Raw genomic sequence first — 18,151 nt, forward strand, 5'->3', positions numbered from 1 at the left:
GATGGGCGATCGCGCGCCGCTCGACCTTCGCGGTAAAGCTGTCCTGGTGATGGGGCTGGGAACACGCTCGGGTGGTCTGGGCGTCACACGCTGGCTGGTCGAGCAGGGAGCGGAGGTGACGGTCACCGATCTCCGCACGGCCGAACAACTCGCGCCGAGCCTGCGCGCACTCGCTGGCTTGCCGGTACGGCTCGTCCTGGGGGAACACCGGCGCGAGGACTTCGAGCGAGCCGAGATCGTGGTGCGCAATCCGGCGGTGCCGCGCGAGTCTCCCTGGCTGGCTCTCGCCCGTGCTGCCGGAGCGCGGATCGAGATGGAGATGACGCTGTTCTTTCGCGCCTGCCCGGCTCCGATCGTCGGCGTCACCGGCACCAAGGGCAAGACGACGACCGCGACGCTCTGCGCAGCTATTCTCCGGCAATGGCGACCGGACACGGTGCTGGCTGGGAACCTGGGGCGCTCAGCGCTGGAAACCTTGCCGGGAATCCAGCCGGACACGCCGGTGGTGTTGGAACTCTCGAGCTGGCAACTGGAGGGGCTCGACGAGCATGGCTTGAGTCCCCATATCGCAGTGCTCACCTCGATCTCACCCGATCACCTCGATCGGTATCCCTCCTTCGAGGCGTACATCGACGCCAAGCGCGCGATCGCTCGTCACCAGCGGCCGGGCGATTGGTTCGTCGTGAACCGCGACGATCCGGTCGCTTGGGCCTGCCGGGATGCTGGCTGCGGGAAGGTGGTCCCCTTCGGGCGCGATGACGGGGTGAGCGACGGTGCTTTCTGGCGCGACGATCGCCTGATCTGGCGCTGGGGAGGCGAAGAGCAGGACCTGCTGCGCCGGAGTGACTTCCCCCTGATGGGGGAGCATGCGGTCGGCAATGCGCTCGCCGCGGCCGCTGCAGCGCTGCTGCGTGGTGCCAGCCCCGCGCACGTCGCGGCAGCGTTGCGCGAAGCCGAGCCGGTGCCGCATCGCTTGGAGCATGTCGCGCGTTTGGGCACGGTCGACTTCGTCAACGACTCGGCTGCGACTGCGCCGGCTGCGGTCTTAGCCGCATTGGCGACCTTCCGGGAGCGGCCGATCGTTCTCATCGGTGGAGGGGCAGCCAAAGGAGTTTCGCTCGCCGAGTTGGCTGAGGCAGTCGCGCGACAGGTGCGCGCGGTCGTGCTGCTGGACGGCACCGCGACGCCCGATTACCAGGCAGCACTGCGAGCGGCGGGTGCGCGAGTGGAGGGACCCTACCAGTCGATGGAAGAGGCGGTGCGCCGGGCAGCGGAACTTGCCGAGCCGGGTGCGGTCGTCCTCCTTTCGCCGGGCTGCGCCAGCTTCGGGCTGTTCCGGGACGAGTTCCATCGAGGCGAATCGTTCCGCGAAGCGGTGCGGCAACTCGTCCGCGAGCGCGGAGGTGACTGATGCGCTGGTGCCTTCGTCGCGTCATGGACGCTCTCGCGGTACCGGGCGAGCGTCGCCTGGCGCATGAGCCTGATCTGGTCTTGCTCCTCACTCTACTGGGGCTCGTCACCTTCGGGATGGTGATGGTCTTCAGCGCCAGCGTCGGGAGTGATCCCGGTTACGCGGTGCGCCACGCGATCTGGCTCGCGCTGGGGGCGCTCGCGGCGCTCGCCACGGCGGCACTGGATTACCGGATCTGGCGGCGGCTCGCTGTCCTCGCTCTCCTCGGCGCGCTCGGGCTCATGACGCTCGTGCTCCTGCCTGGCTTCGGTGACACGCGCTTGGGCGCCCAGCGCTGGATCGAGCTCGGACCGCTCTCGTTCCAGCCGTCGGAGATGGCCAAACTCGCCCTGGTACTTTACCTGGCGAGTTGGTTGGCGAGCAAGGGGGAGCGGATCCGGCGTTTCGACCTCGGGGTGCTTCCCTTCATGTTGCTGCTCGGCCTCCTGGGTGGTTTGACGATGCTGCAGCCGGATCTGGGAACGGCTATCGTCTTGGGCTTTACCGGCCTGGCCATGTTCTTCGCCGCAGGTGCGACGCTGCGCCATACCGTGCTCCTGGGTGGTATCGCTCTGGTGGCGGGGACGGTGCTGGCTTTCGGCGCTCCCTACCGGCGGGACCGCATTCTCATCCTCTTCAGCTCGGATCAGGAACTGTTCGATCCCAACGGGCTTCTCCGCACGCTCGGCTGGCAGATCGCCCAGGCTCGTCTGGCCTTCGGGAGCGGAGGTTGGTTCGGGGTCGGGCTCGGGATGGGGCGACAGAAGTTCCAATGGCTGCCGCATGCCCACAACGACGCCATTTTCGCCGTCATCGGCGAAGAACTCGGTGTCGTCGGTTGTCTCGTCCTGCTCCTCCTGTTCTTGATTCTCGCCTGGCGTGGACTCAGTATCGCGCGGCGGGCGCCCGATCGTTTCGGGGGACTCCTCGCGGTGGGAATCACCAGCTGGCTCGTGAGTCAAGCGCTGATCAATGCCGGTGGGATCAGCTCGGTACTCCCATTCACCGGTATCCCACTCCCCTTCGTGAGCTATGGCGGCTCTTCGCTCATCACATCGCTCGCGGCAGCAGGAATCCTGGTCAACATCTCGCGGGTCACGCTGCCGCGGCCGGCGCCGACGTCAGCTGCGCCACGCGAGCGTCCGCGGCACGCTCCGCCGGCCGTCTCATTGAGCCGTTTTGGCCGGCGCGGGCGACGTCGGGTTGCGCCGCGAGCCGGAGGACGTCATCCATGAGATGGCCAGCGCACCTGAACCACCTTCAGCCGGGCCTGCCCATCCACTTTCTGGGCATCGGTGGTGCCGGGATGAGCGGCTTGGCCGAACTCCTGGCTGACCGAGGCTATCGCGTCACTGGCTGCGACGTTGCCTGGTCACCGGTCCTCGACCGCCTGGTTGCCCGCGACATCGCGGTCGCTGTGGGTCATGACGAGCGCCACGCCCAGGACGCGCACCTGCTGGTCGTGACCAGCGCGGTGCGAGCCCAGCATCCCGAGGTCGCCGCCTTCGCGGCCCAGCGCATTCCGATCGTCAAGCGAGCCGCACTGCTCGGTTGGCTGGCAGCCAGCTACCGGACGATCGCAGTCGCCGGGACGCACGGCAAGAGCACCACCTGTGGCATGATCGCGCTCGCCCTCGACGCGGCTGGGCTAACCCCCGGGTTCGCCATCGGAGCGGAGGTGCGCGATCTCGGCGGGACGAGCGCGCGGCTCCCCGGCGGGAATCTGTTCGTCGTCGAGGCGGACGAGTACGACTACAGCTTTCTTTTCCTCGAGCCGGACATCGCTGTCGTTTTGAACGTCGACCATGATCACCCCGATCTGTTCCCCGACCGTGCGAGCGTCGCCCGTGCCTTTCGTCGTTTCCTCGCTCGCTTGCGTCCAGTTGGGACAGCCGTCGTTTGGGCCGACGATCCGGTCGCCTGTGCGGTGGCCGATGAACTCCAGTCACGCGGCCATCGAGTGGTGACCTTCGGCGAAACTGCCGAAGCTGCTTATCGTGTCCTGCCCGATGGCGCGCTGCGCGATCCGAGCGGTGCGATCTGGCCGCTCGCGCTGGCTGTTCCTGGCAGGCACAATCGTTTGAACGCAGCCGCGGCGGTGGCGGCTGTTGTCCAGGTCGGTGTGCCACTGGTGGTCGCAGTGCGGGCGCTGGAGCACTTCAATGGCGTCGGGCGACGCTTCGAAGAAGTGGGCATCGTGAATGGAGTGCGCGTGATCCTGGACTATGCGCACCACCCGCGGGAGATCGCTGCGACGATCGCCGCAGCGCGGGAACGCTTTCCCGCGGCCCGCCTTTGGGCGGTGTTCCAGCCGCACACCTATAGCCGTACGGCGCGCTTTCTCACCGAGTTCGCGCACGCGCTGGAACAGGCCGATCTGGCCGTCGTCGCTGAGATTTACGCGGCACGCGAGCAACCGCTGGCCGGCATCGATGCGGCGGCGCTGGCCAGTGCGATCCGCCGCATTCCGGCCATCGCCGTGCCTGATCCCATGGCAGCTGCCGAGACGGTCGGTGCTGCGATGCGGGCCGGTGACGTGGTCCTGGTGCTCGGGGCGGGAGACATCTGGAAAGCGGCTGTTCGGCTGCGAGAGGGGCATGGCGATGCCGACACGGGCTGAGCGCAGCCGAGTGGTGACGGTCGATGGGCGATCGCTGCGCGTCTTGGTGAGCGAGCCCTTAGCCCGCTACACGACGTTCCGGATCGGCGGACCGGCCGACTTTCTGGTGCGGGCGAGCGACCGTGCAACGCTGGAGAGCGCCCTGATCTGGGCGGAACGCGAGGGCCTGCCCGTGACCGTCATCGGCGGGGGGAGCAATCTCCTGGTGCGGGATGGTGGGATTCGCGGGTTGGTCATCGTCTTCCGTGCGCCGGGCGAGAGCGTCGGCGAACTCGCGACTGCGGCCCAAGACGACGGATCGGTTCTCGTCACCCTTCCGGCGACCGCGCCGCTCTCTTGGGTCGGACACTGGGCGAGCGAACACGGTCTCGCGGGGATGGAATGGGCGGCTGGCCTTCCCGGTGTCGTCGGCGGTGCGGTGGTCAACAATGCTGGCGCGCACGGCGGTGAGATCGGGCACGTCATCGTCGATCTCGAGCTCTACGACCTGCCGTCACGGCGGCTGGTTCGCTGGACCCGTGAGCAGCTGGCGCCGCGCTATCGGATGACCGCGCTCAAGGCGCTGTCCCAGCCGCGGAGTCTGGTCGTCCTGGGCGCGCGGTTGCGGCTCCTGCGGGACGACCCGGCCCGGCTCCTGGCCTTCGCTGAGGAGCACGCTCGTTGGCGGCGCATGCACCAGCCGACCGGCCCGTGCGCGGGATCGGTTTTCACCAACCCCCCCGGCACTTATGCAGGGTATCTGATCGAGCAGGCAGGGCTCAAGGGGTTCCGGATCGGGCAGATGGCCGTTTCCGAGCGTCACGCCAACTTCTTCGTCAACCTGGGCGGAGCGACGGCTCGCGAGGCGCTGGCCCTCATCGAGGCAGTCCAGGAGCGTGTCGCTGAGCGGTTCGGCATCGTCCTCCAGCCGGAGATCGAGATCATCGGGGAGTCGTGAGGGATGGCCAGGAAAATCCGCGTTGCAGTCATTTTCGGCGGGCAGTCGGGTGAGCACGATGTCTCCTTGCGCTCGGCCCGAGCGATCCTGCGTCACATCGATCGTGAGCGCTTCGAGATCGTACCAGTCGGGATCACGCGCGAGGGCCGCTGGCTGATCGGAGGCGATCCGCTGCGCGAGTTGGCCACAGCGAGCCGTCTGCCGCTCGAGCTGGAACCGGTCAGCAGTGGGGCGGGCAGCGCTCCGGCAACGGGTGAGAGCGCGCTTGCCCTTCCGGGGTCGCTGCCTGGTGAGATCGATGTCGTCTTTCCGGTGCTCCACGGGCCGTACGGGGAGGACGGGACGATCCAGGGACTCCTGGAGTTGGCCGGCATCCCCTACGTCGGTTGCGGTGTCCTCGCCTCGGCGGTCGCCATGGACAAGCCGACGGCGAAGCGACTCTTCGCGAGCGTGGGACTCGAGCAGGCTCGCTGGATCGCTTTCACCTGGCACGAGTGGCAGTGCCAGCACCAGACGCTCCTCGCGCGGATCGAACGGGAACTCGGTTATCCCTGCTTCGTCAAGCCGGCTAATCTCGGCTCCAGTGTCGGCGTGAGCAAAGCGCGCAGGCGCGAGGAGCTTCTGGCCGCGATCGAGTTGGCGAGCCGTTACGATCGTCGCATCGTCGTGGAAGAAGCGATCGATGCACGGGAACTGGAGGTGAGCGTCCTCGGCAACGAGGAACCGGTCGCCTCGATCGTGGGAGAGATCGTCCCGAGTCGCGAGTTTTACGACTACGAGGCGAAGTACATCGACCCCCACTCTCAGCTCCTCATTCCGGCACCGATCAGTGAGGAGCAGGCGGCAACGGTCCGACGGATGGCGTTGGAAGCGTTTCGGGTGATCGACGGTGCGGGAATGGCTCGCGTGGACTTCTTCCTGGAACGCTCGACTGGCCGGATTTTGATCAACGAGGTCAATACGATACCCGGGTTCACCGCGATCTCCATGTATCCCAAGCTCTGGGAGGCATCGGGACTGTGCTTTCGGGATCTGATCACGCGGTTGATCGAGCTCGCCCTGGAGCGGCACCAGGCGCAGCAGCGGCGACGAGCTCAGGCGACCCAGCCGTTCTCCGGTTGAGTCGCCGGCGCCGCGCCCGGCGCGCGGTCGTCCGCGGCGTCGTGACCGGCCAGTTCCTGGCTGCGTTGCTCGTCGTCGCTGGTGCTGTCCTGCTCGTCGGTTTCCTCGGGGGGCCCCAATATCAGGTGCGCACCGTGGTGGTGCGAGGGAACCAGTTGGCGTTCGCCGAGGAGGTGGCGCGCGAAAGCGGTGTGCTCGGTCGGTCGGTTTTCCTGATCGATACACAAGACGTCGCGCGGCGGATCGTCTCCCACCCGGCGATCGCACAGGCGACTGTGCGGGCCTTCTATCCGGACACGGTGGTGATCGATGTGGTCGAGCGAGTGCCCGCCAGCGTGTGGGCCAACGAGAGCGGGACCTGGTTGGTGGATGGCGAGGGCCGCGTGATCGGCGCCGGTGACCTGCCCGGCTTGCCGCACGTCCAGGTAGCGAGCAGTCTGTCTCTCGTTCCAGGACAGCGTGTTCCTCCAAGCGTGGCGGATGCGCTGGCCGAGGTGACGCGCCGCTATGCGGGTCGGCTCGGTGGACTCGCCTATCGGCCCGGCGACGGTTTGGTGCTGGTTTTCGTCGGGGGCGAGCGAATCCTGCTCGGCGATGCCGAGCGGCTCGCCGAGCAGTTGGCTGTGCTCGATGCCCTGCTGGCTGAGGGGCGGGGATTCTTGCATCTCGATCTTCGCGACCCCGATCGTCCGGTACTCTGGCAGATCGCACCATGACAGGTGGTGGCAGTATGCTACACTGGAACAGTGACGACTGGCACAGCGAGCAGGTGGTCGCTTCCCCGCTCGTCGGGAGGGTGTTCGATTTTCTCGAGTGGGCTGCTGGAGCGAATCGATCGGAGGGGCTGCGTCGGCGCGGAGGAGGGTGAGCGGGATGGCCATGTTCGAGAATCACCACGAGGACCTCGAGTATTCGTTCGCACGGATCAAGGTGATCGGCGTCGGGGGCGGTGGCGGGAACGCGATCAATCGCATGATCGAGGCAGGAGTGCAGGGGGTCGAGTTCATCGCCGTCAACACCGATTCCCAAGCACTCCTCAAGTCGCTGGCTCCGGTGACGGTCAGGATCGGTGACAAGCTCACGAAGGGGCTCGGGGCGGGTGGCCGGCCGGAGATCGGCGAGCGCGCTGCTGAAGAGAGCGCGGAGATCCTGGCTGAGTTGGTGCGCGGCGCGGATATGATCTTCATCGCGGCGGGGATGGGCGGTGGTACTGGCACCGGTGCCTCACCAGTCATCGCCCGGCTGGCACGAGAGGCGGGCGCGCTGACCGTCGCGGTGGTCACGCGTCCTTTCGATTTCGAGGGCGCCAAGCGACGCCGCATCGCGGACGAGGGAATCGCCGTCCTCAAGGAACACGTCGATGCCTTGATCGTCATCCCGAACCAAAGACTGGTTTCGATGGTGGACCCTAAGACACCCCTGACCGAGACGTTCCGGATCGCCGATGACGTGCTGCGCCAGGGTATCCAGGGAATTACCGACTTGATCACCCGGCCCGGCCTGATCAACCTGGACTTCGCCGACGTCAAGTCGATCTTGCGCGATGCTGGTACAGCGCTCATCGCGATCGGTCGCGGGTCAGGGGAGAACCGTTGTGTCGATGCCGCTCGCGCAGCCGTCGAGAGCCCGCTCCTGGAGATGAGCATCGAGGGTGCGACGCGCGTGCTCTACAACATCGCGGGTGGGCCGGACCTGACCATGGCCGAGGTGAGCGAGGCAGCCGAACTCATCCGCACCATGGTCGACGACGAGGCGGAGATCATCTTCGGGACGACGGAACCGGACGATGCGATGGGACGGGACGTGACGATCACACTCATCGCTGCTGGCTTCACCGGAACCGGTACGGCGCGGCGGCCGCGTACTCCCGAGCGCCGCTTCCGACCCGAGCCGGTTCGGCCGGCAGGCAGCGGTGCTCCGCGCACGCCGATCCTGCCGGATGACGAGTGGGCCGAGCCGTCGATCCTGCGCTTCCTCCGCGAGCGCTGAGAGGGAGAGGCGAACGCGGTGAAGTGCCCGTACTGCGGTGCGCGCGATGCCCGCGTGATCGACTCGCGCGAGCTCAACGGTGGGGAAAGCATCCGTCGTCGACGCGAGTGCATCGCCTGTGGCCGCCGCTTCACGACCTACGAGCGCGTCGAGCCGATCTGGCTGATGGTGGTCAAGCGCGATGGGCGGCGCGAGCCGTTCGATGTCGGCAAGTTGCGGGAGGGGTTGCGACTCGCGCTCAAGAAGCGGCCGGTCTCGCCGGACGAGATCGACCGCATCGTGGCGACCGTAGAGCGCGAACTGCAGTCGCTCGGGACGAGCGAGGTGCCGAGCACGCTGATCGGCGAGATCGTGCTCCGCGAACTCAAGCAACTGGACGATGTGGCTTACATCCGCTTCGCGTCGGTCTATCGGCGCTTCGCTGACCTGGAGGACCTGCGCCGAGAGATGGAGGCGCTCGGGTGGCGTCCTCGAGCCGCGGTGACGGTGGACGAGACCAGCTGAGCCTCACGCTCCTCTCCCCGAGCGGTGAGCCGCTGGCCACGCTCCGCTACACCAACGATGGGAGCGACCGTTTCCGCTGGATCCCCGATCGCTTCCGTCTTCTGGTGACCAGCGAAGGAGACGCGGAAACCGAGTTCTCATCACTCGAACTCGACCTTCCACGGCACTGGCGATCCTTGCCGATCCAGGAGGGCGAGCAGCGTGGCTGGCTCGTCTTCCCGGAAGGGCCGCCATCCTTCCCGGTCGAGCTCCGGGTGGTCGAGCACACCGGCAAGACGCAGCGAGCTTTGGCCGCGTTCGCGCTACCGGTTCGCTTCTGCGGGCGCAATCGTTTCGATCCACAGCGCGATCGTTTGCCCTGGGCGAACCGGATCGACGAGTTCGGTCCGGCCGAGCCGTCCTGGGACACCTTCCGGCGCACGTTCCGGCTGACCATCGCCCCGCGTGCGTTCTTTCGTGGTCTCTATCGCGAGGTTGTCCAGCTCCAGTGCGATGCAGATGGCGGCGTCCGCGGCGGACTCTGCACCGGGCTGGCGCGGGCCGCGCTCGCTCGGGCACTCGGTCGTCTGCCAGCCGTGCACGACCTTCGCGAGACGGTACTCGTCCTGCACGGAAGGCAGTTGAGCGACCGAGCGCTCCTCGCTGGGCTCCCGTGGTTCCTTTGGCCGAGCCCGCGCCGCGCATACCGCGCCTTCGTCGGTGATCTCCTCGAGCAGGGTTGGAGCGAGCGCTGCTTCGACCTGAACGTCCCGCGCCCCTGGCGGCGCGATCTGCTCCAGGCTCTGCTCGGGCAAGGACACACGGTGGTGCCTTACGCCTTCTGCCAGGAACACGCCGACGAAGCGTTTGTCTGGGTAGCGGATCCGAACTATCCTGACGCGACGAGCACCGTCGTCACCATCGATCTGGCGCGTGATCGCTACGCCTATCCGCCACTGGCAGTGGACGGGCGACGGACGACTATCGTGGCGGTGCCGCTTTCGGCTTACCTCGAGGGAAGCACGGCGATCCTCGCGAGCCTGGCCGGTCCGCTCGTGACCGCACCGCAGCGAGCAGTGCGCACGGCTGGTCTTGCGCTGCTCGTCTTTCTGGCCGGGCTGGCAGTCGTGTTGCTCCGGAGAAAACGCTGACGCGACCGGACAATCCCGGTCGCGTCGGAGGGAAGTGGCTGGTCCCAGTCTAGAGGTGTTTCTCGATCTGCTGGAGGAGCCGCTGCTTGGGCATGGCGCCGATGATCCGCTCCACCGGCTTGCCGCCCTTGTACAGGATGAGAGTCGGAATGCTGCTGATGCCGTGCTGCATCGCGACCTGCATGTTCTCGTCGACGTTGATCTTGGCAACCTTGAGCTTGCCCGCTTTCTCCTCAGCGATCTCCTCCAGGATGGGGGCGATCATCCGACAAGGACCGCACCAGGGTGCCCAGAAGTCGACGAGCACCGGTACCGGTGACTGGACGACTTCGCGCTCGAACGTCTCGTCGCTGACTGTTACCGGCTTGGCCATCCTCTCGCTCCCTCTCGCTCGGTTCCCCACAACGCGTGGGCCGTTTCCCCTCACTATACGGGAGCGCTAGCCTGGTCGGCAAGGTGAGCAGTCCGACTGCGATGCGCTCGTGCCGCCAACGGATGTCGCGACGCCAGGCCTGGATCGCAGCGTGTCGATCGGTCCGGGTGGCATCGGCACCGTTCCAGCCAACCTGCCGACCCGAGCGACGACAGACGGCTGTCGCGGTGTGGCGGTGCACTGCTTGCGGCGAGACTTGACGGCTCGGCCGACTCACCGGCATGATCGGCCGGGCGATGGGTCGGCTCGGGAAGCGGGGGAATCCGAACCGTGTTCGATGTCGTGACCTGCGGTGAGCTCCTCGTCGATTTCGTCGCTTTGCGGCGCGGCGTGCGGCTGGCCGATGCTCCGGCCTTCCGCCGCGCTGCCGGCGGCGCTCCGGCCAATGTAGCGGTCGGGGTGGCGCGCCTCGGCCGGCGAGCTGCTTTTCTCGGTCAGGTCGGTGACGACGACTTCGGCCATTTTCTGGCCGAGACGCTTCACCGAGCCGGTGTGGACACGCGCGGGTTACGCTTCAGCAGTGCCGCCCGAACCGCACTGGCTTTCGTGAGTCTGCGCGCTGACGGCGAGCGCGATTTCTTGTTCTATCGCCACCCAAGCGCCGACATGCTCTGGCGACCGCAGGACGTGGAGCGGTCGGTAGCTGGTGCGACCCGCATCGTCCACTTCGGTTCCGTTTCGCTTATCGATGAGCCGGCCCGCTCGGCGACCTTGGAAGCGGTCGCGCTAGCCCGAGCGAGCGGGGCGCTCGTCTCCTATGATCCCAACTTGCGTCTTACCCTGTGGCCCTCGCCGACGGTTGCGCGCGAGGGGATGCTGCGTGGACTCGCGGAGGCTGACATCGTCAAGTTGAGTAGCGAGGAACTGGCTTTTTTGACCGGGTCGAGTGATCCCGCCTCCGCGCGCCAGTTGTGGCACGACCGACTGCGCCTCCTCGTCGTGACGCTCGGTGCAGCCGGGTGCGCCTACCTGACGCGTTACGGCGAAGGGCGCGTACCTGGTTTTCCTGTCCGGGTGGTCGATACGACCGGTGCTGGGGACGGCTTCGTGGCTGGACTGCTGGTCGGGTTGCTCGAGCACGGTGGGGAGTGGTCGCAGGAGATCATCGAACAGGCGCTGCGTCTGGCTAATGCAGTGGGGGCACTCGTTTGCACGCGGCGTGGGGCGATTCCGGCGTTGCCGACACGTCAGCGAGTGAAGCAATTCCTGCGCGCTGCTGCCGAAACGTTTTGAAACACGTGGAAAGGAAGCGAGGAATGACGCGAGACTTGCGTGAGTTCGATCGCATCGTGCTCGGTGAGATCTGGACGAGTGACGAGGCCTGGCGCAACCTCGTCTTTCTCTGCGATGATCTCGGCCATCGTTTCGCTGGGACGGATCGCGAACGGCGAGCGGCCGAGTTCCTGGCCGAGCGGATGCGGGCCTACGGACTTCAGAACGTTCGCTTGGAGGAGTTCCCGATGGCGACCTGGGAGCGCGGTCCCTGTCACCTTTGGGTCACTGCTCCGCTCGAGCGTGAGCTCCCGGCGATCGCCATGCCGTACTGCCCGAGTGCCCGACTGGAGGCCGAGGTCATCGATGTCGGCGAAGGCGAGCTTCCCGACTTCGAGCGCTGGGCGAGCGAGATTCCGGGCAAGATCGTCCTCACTGATGCCGAGACGAATCGCCCGGGCGAGCGCAAGAGTCACCGGACGGACAAGTTCAATTGGGCGATCCAGCGCGGAGCGGTTGCGGTGCTCTTCATCAATCAAAACCCTGGACAACTCCACATCACCGGCTCGCTCACCGGTCGGACCCCAAACGGTACGCGGGCCGTCGATCGCGAGGCGCTGATTCCCGGTCTCGGCCTGAGTTACGAGACGGGGATGCTGCTGCGCCGGTTGGCCGAGCGAGGAGCGTTGCGTCTCCGCATCGCGACCGAGAACCGGACGTACGACTCCCGCTCGGCCAATGTCATCGGCGAGATTCCCGGCCGGGAGCGACCGGACGAGATCGTGCTCGTCGGTGGGCATTACGATGGGCACGATATCGCCCAAGGTGCCGGTGACGATGCCGCGGGGACGGTCGTCGGGCTGGAAGTCGGCCGGGCACTCGCTCCGCTGGCTGGCCAGCTTCGGCGGACAGTACGCATCATCTGCTTCGGTGCGGAGGAACTGGGCCTGCTCGGGGCCTATCATCACGCCGCGCAAGGGGCGGCGCGCGGCGAGCGTTTTCGCTTCGTTCTCAACCTGGACGGTGCTGGGCGTGGCACTGGTGGGCAGGAGCAGCTGGTGCTTTCCGGACTGCCCGAGCTCGTCCCCTATTTCCAGTCTCTCGCCCGCCAGCTTCCCTACGACTTCACCATCCGCGACGAGCTGAACGCCCACTCCGACCATTTCCCGTTCGCACTGCACGGCATCCCGAACGCCACGCTGAGCAGCCGCGATGCGACTGCTGGGATGCTCGGGCGCGGTTGGGGTCATACCGAGGCCGATACGCTGGACAAGGTGACCTTGCGCAGCATCCAGCTGGCGGCTGCCCTGGCTGCTCGTCTCGTCATCCGGCTCAGCGAGGACGAAGCCTTCCCGGGACGGCTGCGCACACCTGAGGAAGTGCGCCAGCAGTTGGCCGACGCCGGACTCCTCGAGCGGGTACGCGCGACGGAAGGGAATGTGATCTGACGCAGCACACCGGCGTGCCGCGTCAGAAAACAGAACGCTGCTGCTCGACGCGAGGAACCCTGACGAGCGGGGTCGCTTACGCCTCGTAGACCGTCTCGCCGCCGATGACGGTACGCAGCACCCTGATCTCCGCCAGTTCCTCGGGATCGACGCGGCGCGGGTCGCGCTCCAGCACGACGAAGTCGGCCAACATGCCGGGCCGGAGCATCCCCTTGCAGTGCTCCTCGAAGCTCGCGTAGGCGCCGTTGACCGTATAGAGCGGCAGTGCTTCCTCGACGGTGATCGCTTCTTCCAGCGCGTACGAGCGCCCGCTGGCGGTTCGCTCCTGCACCGCAGCCTGAATGCAGCGCAAGGGCTGGTAGGCCGAAACCGGGCAATCGGTCGAGAAGACGAGCCGGATGCCTGCATCCAGAAGGCTACGGAACGGATAGGTGAGCTGGATCCGTTCGAGGCCGAGGTGGCGGATGAATCCATCGCCATATTCGGCGATGAAGATCGGTTGGCTGACGACGAGAACGCCGAGACGGGCGATCCGCTCGATGAGGTCGGGACGCAAGACGCCGCCGTGTTCGATGCGGTGACGGTGGTCCGGGCGAGGCAGCCGCGCGAGGGCACGCTCGTAGGCGTCGAGCACCATCTCGATCGCCCGGTCGCCGATCGCGTGCGTGGCGACTTGAAAGCCGGCGGCGTGTGCCTGCCAGACCAACTCGTCCAACTCCTCCTGAGACCAGATGGTGATCCCGCAGTTGTCTGAGCGAGGATCGGCGAGGAAGGGTCGACTCACCGCCGCAGTACGCCCGATCAGGCTCCCATCGGCGAAGAGCTTGACCGGGCCGATGCGGAGGTGATGGTTGCCGAATCCCTGCTTGATACCCAAGCCGAGGAGGTGGGGTAGGAGTTGGTGCCGGAGCATGATGGAGGTGCGGAGCCGAAGTAACCCTCGCTGGACTGCCCGCTGGAACGCTTCGACCTGCTGGGGATCGTCGAGCCCGGCATCCTGGCTCGAAGTGATGCCGGCCGCGACATACGCATCGTTGCAGCGTCGGAGCGCTTCCACCATATCCTCGAGCGTCGGTGCCGGAATGACTCGCTCGATGAGTTCCATCGCGTTCTCCTGGAGGAGCCCAGTCGGGTCACCGTGCTCATCACGCACGATGTGCCCGCCAGGCGGGTCGGGCGTCTCGCGGCTCACACCAGCCAGTTGCAGTGCCAGCGAGTTGGCGACGAGCATGTGTCCGGAGCTGTGCACGAGGACGAGCGGGTGCGCCGTGCTGGCGCGATCGAGATCCCAGCGGGTCGGGTGGCGGTGCTCGGTCAACTTGTTGTCGTCGTAACCGCGCCCGCGGATCCAGCTGCCGGGCGGTGTTCCTTCGGCACGCTCGGCGAAGCGGGCAACGATCTCCTCGATCGAACGGACCGCAGGATAGCGGCAGTTGACCTGCCCCAGCACGAAACCGAAATTGAGCATATGGTTGTGGGCTTCGTTGAAGCCGGGTAGGCACGTCGCGCCAGCCAGATCCAGCCGACCCGCCCCGCGCGGCAAGGCTGCTTCCACCTCGGCCAGCGAACCGGCCGAGACGATCCACTCCCCGATGACGCCGAACGCTTCCACCTGCGGCTGGCTCGGGTCCATGGTCAGAATGGTGCCGTTGGTGACCAGATACGCCTGCATCGTTCGCTCCTTCTCGTCGAGCCGTGAGTTCCCGTTTCCTTCCAGCACCCTACCGGTTCGGAAGGTAGCGAGCAAGGGGGAAACAGCAGTCGGCCACGAAGTCGAATACCGAGCGGGAGGCCAAGGCCTACCGTGCTCTGTGGTTGAAGGAACGGGAAGACTGCAGTGCACGTCTGTCGGCCGGCTGCGCCTCCCGGGTTTGCCGACGAGAGTCGCGCTCGCGAGCGGTGGTTCTTCGGCCAGCAGCATCGCCGCCGACTGTTGACCGGCCGAGTGGGTGCTCAGGGGCGGAAGACGATACCCTGTATTGACGTTCATCGATTTTGGCGTTACCATAGGGACTGGAGGGTGGACGATGGAACATCATTGCTGCCCGATCGACGACCGATCCCGTGTTGGACACGCGCTACCGACTCGACAGCTGGCGCAGCTCGCCCGGGCGCTGGCCGACGAGACACGCCTGGAGATTCTCACGTTGCTCGTCGAGCAGAACCAGCCGATCTGTGTCTGTCACCTCGTTGAGCGGGTGCCGGTCGGCCAACCGACGGTCTCTCATCACCTGCGCCTCTTGCGGCAGGCAGGACTGGTGACGGTCGAACGACGCGGTACGTGGGCGTACTATCAGGCGACACCACTTGCCCGTCTCTTGCTCGAGCGCCTCAGCGAAGCGATTCACTGGCCGGTCATGGCGTGAGGGGGACGGTCGAGATGGATATCGCATTTCGGCGCATTTGTATCGACGATCGTCGATACAAGGCCGCGAGGCTCACCTGGTCCAGGCGGCTCGGGGAGCATCCTCGCTCGTCCACACGGAAAAATCGAACGGACGCGATCGCTCATACCTGCCCGGCTCGTGAGAGCGGTGTGGCGTCTCGTCTCCACTCCGGAGATCGGCGAATGGGCATCTCCGGCGGGCTGGTGTTCCGTCCACCAGTGCACGTCGTCGGAGCGAGATCGATCTCGTTCGTGGATCGAGTCCATCCATGCTGGTTGACTGTTTTGTCGTCTCGCGAGTTCGACGAGGGGGAACCCAATCAGCGGCCGACGGCGTATCGCGAGGCGCTCGGTAAGCTGCTTCTTTCTCGATCGGGACCCGGGGCGCACGCTGGAGCGGTCATTCGCGGATGAATGTTTCGAGTGAAGGAGGCGCGAGGATGGTTGTCCGGGAGACCTTGCCCGTTGTGGTGGTCGGTGCTGGACCGATCGGGTTGGTGGCAGCTGCACACCTCGCGCAGCGGGGACTTCCGTTTCTGGTTCTCGAAGCTGGTCCGGACATCGCGACGTCGGTCCGTCGCTGGAGTCATGTGCGGATGTTCTCTCCTTGGCACTTCGATCTCGATCCCGTCGCGGTGAGCCTCCTGACGAGCGAGGGGTGGTCCTCGCCCGATCCCGAGAGCTACCCGACTGGTGGCGAGTTCATCGCTCGCTTTCTGGAACCACTGGCCAGACACCCACTTATCCGGCCCGCTCTCCGCTTCTCGCATCGGGTGACTGCGATCGGTCGCCTAGGGCGTGACAAGCTGTCCGGGCACGATCGAGCTGGCCGCCCCTTCGCCGTCCGGGTGATGACACCCACCGGTGAGCAGGAACTCCTCGCCCGGGCTGTCCTCGATGCCTCGGGAGCGATTCCCAATCCCCTCGGCGGGAGCGGTTGGCCAGCGATCGGCGAGCGAGCATGTACGGATTCGATCGACTACGGTATGCCGGACGTGCTTGGCCGCGATCGGGCGCGGTATGCCGGTGCACGAACGCTCGTCGTGGGCGCAGGACACTCGGCCTTCGGAACCCTTCTCGATCTCGTCAGTCTGGCTGAGCAGGAACCAGGCACTGTCGTGCACTGGGCGATCCGGCGCCGCTCGCTCGCTGGTCGCCTGGGAAGCCCCCAGGACGAGCTGCCAGAGCGAGGGCGCCTCGGTCAGCGTCTCGCTGCAGCACTCGAGGCTGATCGGATCGTGCTCCACCGTGGTATCCTCGTCGATCGCCTGGAGCGCACGAGCCAGGGAATCGTCGTCTTCGCTGGCGAGCGAGCACTGCCTCCAGTTGACCGTATCGTCTGCGCCACAGGGTATCGGCCGGATCTCGGACTGCTCCGGGAACTCCGGCTGGCACTCGACACGGTCGTCGAGGCCCCGGTCGCGCTCGCTCCAGCGATCGATCCTGCTCTCCACAGCTGCGGAACCGTACCGCCCCATGGGGTCGAGGAACTCACCCATCCGCAAGAACCCGACTTCTTCGTCGTCGGACTCAAGAGCTATGGGCGGGCGCCGACCTTCCTCCTCCGGACTGGCTATGAGCAGGTCCGATCGATCGTCGCGGCGCTGGCCGGTGACTGGGAGGCTGCGCGCCGCGTCGAGCTGCGACTTCCTGCCACCGGCGTGTGTGGTGGGGAGAAAGGAGAAGCGTGCTGTTCGGAGCCAGGTGTGACGGAGAAGGAGACCGATCAGCCGACTGCCGTCGCCAAGCGGCCCCTTCTCCTCGTTGGTGGCCCTGAACGAGCTCGCCTCCGTCCGGCACTCGAAATCTCCGGGCCAGCGTGCCCATGGCCGCGCCCCTCGAAAGCCGAGCAGGGCGTGTGCTGTGCCGACCGAGCTGACGAGCCGGTGTGCACCTGCGAGAGCGAGTCGGCGGGGCAGACGTGTGGTGGCTGAGGAGTCTCAGCCAGCCGGCTCGCTCGCCATCCGGCGTCCTTCCTCGCGCAGGAGCCAGCGGGCCAGGAGGACGAGAATGATGACCAGGTAGAGTGTCCCGCCGCCGATCCACATGAGGAGCCCAGCGACCTGCTGGTCGACCAGCGGAGTGAATCCCCAAGGCATGGCGGCGTACCGGTACGGCTCGTAGAGTACTTCATCGGCGAGCGTGAGGATCGCTCCGATGACGGTGCTCGCAACGGCGGTGATGAAAACCATGAGACTCGCCCACAGCCCGCTGACCCGGTGGTGCCGTGGTACCGGATCGATGATCGGCCACCAGAAAAGGAGCGCTGTCCCGAAGAAACTCACGTGCTGGAGATCGTGCACGGACTGGCGGAGCACGGCTTCTTCGTAGAGAGCCGGGAAGTGCCAGACGACGAGGGCGAGGATGGACAGACCGGTCGCGACGAGCGGCCGGGTGAGAAACTCCAGAACGCGGCGTGACCAGATCGGCCGCAGGAGAAGGCGCGTCACGAGACCGGCCCGCTGTGGCGGCAGAGCCCGCAGGATGACCTGGACTGGGCGACCGAGGAGGAGCAAGGGGGCGGTGACCTGGATGAGGACGAGGTGCTGAGCCATGTGCATCGTCAAGAGTTCGTCGTTCCAGGTATCGAGAGGCCCAGCTAGCGCAATGAGGGCACTCAGCATGCCGGCGTAAAACGCGATGACCCAACTCGTCGGTACTGGGCGTCCTCGCTGCGCGAGCCGCCGGAGCGCGAGCGTATACACGATGGTCGGGACGGCGATCAAGAGCAACGAGGGTGGATAGAGCGTGATGCCGAGCACGCTCGGACAGGTCGGGCACGTATGGAGCAGCGGTAGAAGCATCGCACCACCTCGCACCGCAGGTGCGACCATTCAGTCAGGTTAAGGGTACCACCGCTCGATCGGTTCTCCTCGCCGATCGTTGGCTGGGGCGTATACTCCAGCACCGGTATGGAGCA

At 66.3% G+C, this 18,151-nt stretch carries 16 protein-coding genes; 13 read left to right on the forward strand and 3 right to left on the reverse strand.

Annotation, left to right across the window (positions count from 1 at the left end):
- Position 1: 1 nt before the first annotated feature.
- From murD to TRD_RS00325, 9 genes are all read left to right on the forward strand, one after another.
- Entirely contained in the window at positions 2–1,411 is a 1,410-nt protein-coding gene (gene murD, locus TRD_RS00285; protein WP_012641475.1) for a UDP-N-acetylmuramoyl-L-alanine--D-glutamate ligase, read from the forward strand.
- A complete protein-coding gene (gene ftsW / locus TRD_RS00290) occupies positions 1,411–2,685 on the forward strand; it encodes a putative lipid II flippase FtsW (protein ID WP_012641476.1) in 1,275 nt (424 codons plus the stop codon). Before murD ends, ftsW begins: the two co-directional genes overlap by 1 nt.
- Complete coding sequence (gene murC, locus TRD_RS00295) at positions 2,682–4,070, forward strand: UDP-N-acetylmuramate--L-alanine ligase (RefSeq protein WP_012641477.1); 1,389 nt, start codon at positions 2,682–2,684, stop codon at positions 4,068–4,070. Before ftsW ends, murC begins: the two co-directional genes overlap by 4 nt.
- Positions 4,054–5,007, forward strand: coding sequence for a UDP-N-acetylmuramate dehydrogenase (gene murB / locus TRD_RS00300; protein ID WP_143714579.1), 954 nt, complete (start codon positions 4,054–4,056; stop codon positions 5,005–5,007). Before murC ends, murB begins: the two co-directional genes overlap by 17 nt.
- Before the next feature lie 3 nt (positions 5,008–5,010).
- Complete coding sequence (locus tag TRD_RS00305) at positions 5,011–6,129, forward strand: D-alanine--D-alanine ligase (RefSeq protein WP_012641479.1); 1,119 nt, start codon at positions 5,011–5,013, stop codon at positions 6,127–6,129.
- A complete protein-coding gene (locus tag TRD_RS00310; protein ID WP_012641480.1) occupies positions 6,126–6,845 on the forward strand; it encodes a cell division protein FtsQ/DivIB in 720 nt (239 codons plus the stop codon). Before TRD_RS00305 ends, TRD_RS00310 begins: the two co-directional genes overlap by 4 nt.
- Before the next feature lie 157 nt (positions 6,846–7,002).
- Positions 7,003–8,118: a cell division protein FtsZ gene (gene ftsZ / locus TRD_RS00315; protein ID WP_012641482.1), complete on the forward strand. Its 1,116-nt coding sequence runs from the start codon at positions 7,003–7,005 to the stop codon at positions 8,116–8,118.
- A gap of 18 nt (positions 8,119–8,136) precedes the next feature.
- Entirely contained in the window at positions 8,137–8,622 is a 486-nt protein-coding gene (nrdR, locus tag TRD_RS00320) for a transcriptional regulator NrdR (protein WP_012641483.1), read from the forward strand.
- Positions 8,580–9,752 (forward strand): hypothetical protein, encoded by a 1,173-nt coding sequence (locus TRD_RS00325; protein WP_012641484.1) that lies wholly within the window; start codon positions 8,580–8,582, stop codon positions 9,750–9,752. Before nrdR ends, TRD_RS00325 begins: the two co-directional genes overlap by 43 nt.
- Before the next feature lie 49 nt (positions 9,753–9,801).
- Here the strand turns inward: TRD_RS00325 and trxA are convergent, their stop codons facing one another.
- A complete protein-coding gene (gene trxA, locus TRD_RS00330; RefSeq protein WP_012641485.1) occupies positions 9,802–10,125 on the reverse strand; it encodes a thioredoxin in 324 nt (107 codons plus the stop codon).
- 330 nt (positions 10,126–10,455) lie between these two features.
- On the opposite strand from trxA, the gene TRD_RS00335 reads away from it, so the two are divergent.
- A complete protein-coding gene (locus TRD_RS00335) occupies positions 10,456–11,418 on the forward strand; it encodes a PfkB family carbohydrate kinase (protein ID WP_012641486.1) in 963 nt (320 codons plus the stop codon).
- Positions 11,419–11,441: 23 nt separating this feature from the next.
- Entirely contained in the window at positions 11,442–12,845 is a 1,404-nt protein-coding gene (locus tag TRD_RS00340; RefSeq protein ID WP_012641487.1) for a M28 family peptidase, read from the forward strand.
- 76 nt (positions 12,846–12,921) lie between these two features.
- Here the strand turns inward: TRD_RS00340 and TRD_RS00345 are convergent, their stop codons facing one another.
- Positions 12,922–14,517, reverse strand: coding sequence for an amidohydrolase (locus TRD_RS00345; RefSeq protein WP_012641488.1), 1,596 nt, complete (start codon positions 14,515–14,517; stop codon positions 12,922–12,924).
- 355 nt (positions 14,518–14,872) lie between these two features.
- On the opposite strand from TRD_RS00345, the gene TRD_RS00350 reads away from it, so the two are divergent.
- Positions 14,873–15,211 carry an ArsR/SmtB family transcription factor gene (locus TRD_RS00350; RefSeq protein WP_012641489.1) on the forward strand — a complete coding sequence of 113 codons (339 nt, stop codon included), beginning with the start codon at positions 14,873–14,875 and terminating at the stop codon, positions 15,209–15,211.
- Between the two features lie 460 nt (positions 15,212–15,671).
- The gene (locus TRD_RS00360; protein WP_012641491.1) at positions 15,672–17,165 is read left to right on the forward strand and encodes an FAD-dependent oxidoreductase; all 1,494 of its coding nucleotides are present in this window, start codon (positions 15,672–15,674) and stop codon (positions 17,163–17,165) included.
- 6 nt (positions 17,166–17,171) lie between these two features.
- On the opposite strand, the gene TRD_RS00365 is transcribed toward TRD_RS00360, so the two are convergent.
- Positions 17,172–18,035, reverse strand: coding sequence for a cytochrome c oxidase assembly protein (locus TRD_RS00365; RefSeq protein ID WP_012641492.1), 864 nt, complete (start codon positions 18,033–18,035; stop codon positions 17,172–17,174).
- Positions 18,036–18,151 lie beyond the last annotated feature (116 nt).

The organism is Thermomicrobium roseum DSM 5159, from assembly GCF_000021685.1.
Lineage (GTDB): Bacteria > Chloroflexota > Chloroflexia > Thermomicrobiales > Thermomicrobiaceae > Thermomicrobium > Thermomicrobium roseum.

Coding starts and splice junctions, on each gene's coding strand:
- murD (WP_012641475.1), top strand. CDS start 2: ATGGGCGATCGCGCGCCGCTCGACCTTCGCGGTAAAGCTGTCCTGGTG.
- ftsW (WP_012641476.1), top strand. CDS start 1,411: ATGCGCTGGTGCCTTCGTCGCGTCATGGACGCTCTCGCGGTACCGGGC.
- murC (WP_012641477.1), top strand. CDS start 2,682: ATGAGATGGCCAGCGCACCTGAACCACCTTCAGCCGGGCCTGCCCATC.
- murB (WP_143714579.1), top strand. CDS start 4,054: ATGCCGACACGGGCTGAGCGCAGCCGAGTGGTGACGGTCGATGGGCGA.
- TRD_RS00305 (WP_012641479.1), top strand. CDS start 5,011: ATGGCCAGGAAAATCCGCGTTGCAGTCATTTTCGGCGGGCAGTCGGGT.
- ftsZ (WP_012641482.1), top strand. CDS start 7,003: ATGGCCATGTTCGAGAATCACCACGAGGACCTCGAGTATTCGTTCGCA.
- trxA (WP_012641485.1), bottom strand. CDS start 10,125: ATGGCCAAGCCGGTAACAGTCAGCGACGAGACGTTCGAGCGCGAAGTC.
- TRD_RS00340 (WP_012641487.1), top strand. CDS start 11,442: ATGACGCGAGACTTGCGTGAGTTCGATCGCATCGTGCTCGGTGAGATC.
- TRD_RS00345 (WP_012641488.1), bottom strand. CDS start 14,517: ATGCAGGCGTATCTGGTCACCAACGGCACCATTCTGACCATGGACCCG.
- TRD_RS00350 (WP_012641489.1), top strand. CDS start 14,873: ATGGAACATCATTGCTGCCCGATCGACGACCGATCCCGTGTTGGACAC.
- TRD_RS00360 (WP_012641491.1), top strand. CDS start 15,672: ATGGTTGTCCGGGAGACCTTGCCCGTTGTGGTGGTCGGTGCTGGACCG.
- TRD_RS00365 (WP_012641492.1), bottom strand. CDS start 18,035: ATGCTTCTACCGCTGCTCCATACGTGCCCGACCTGTCCGAGCGTGCTC.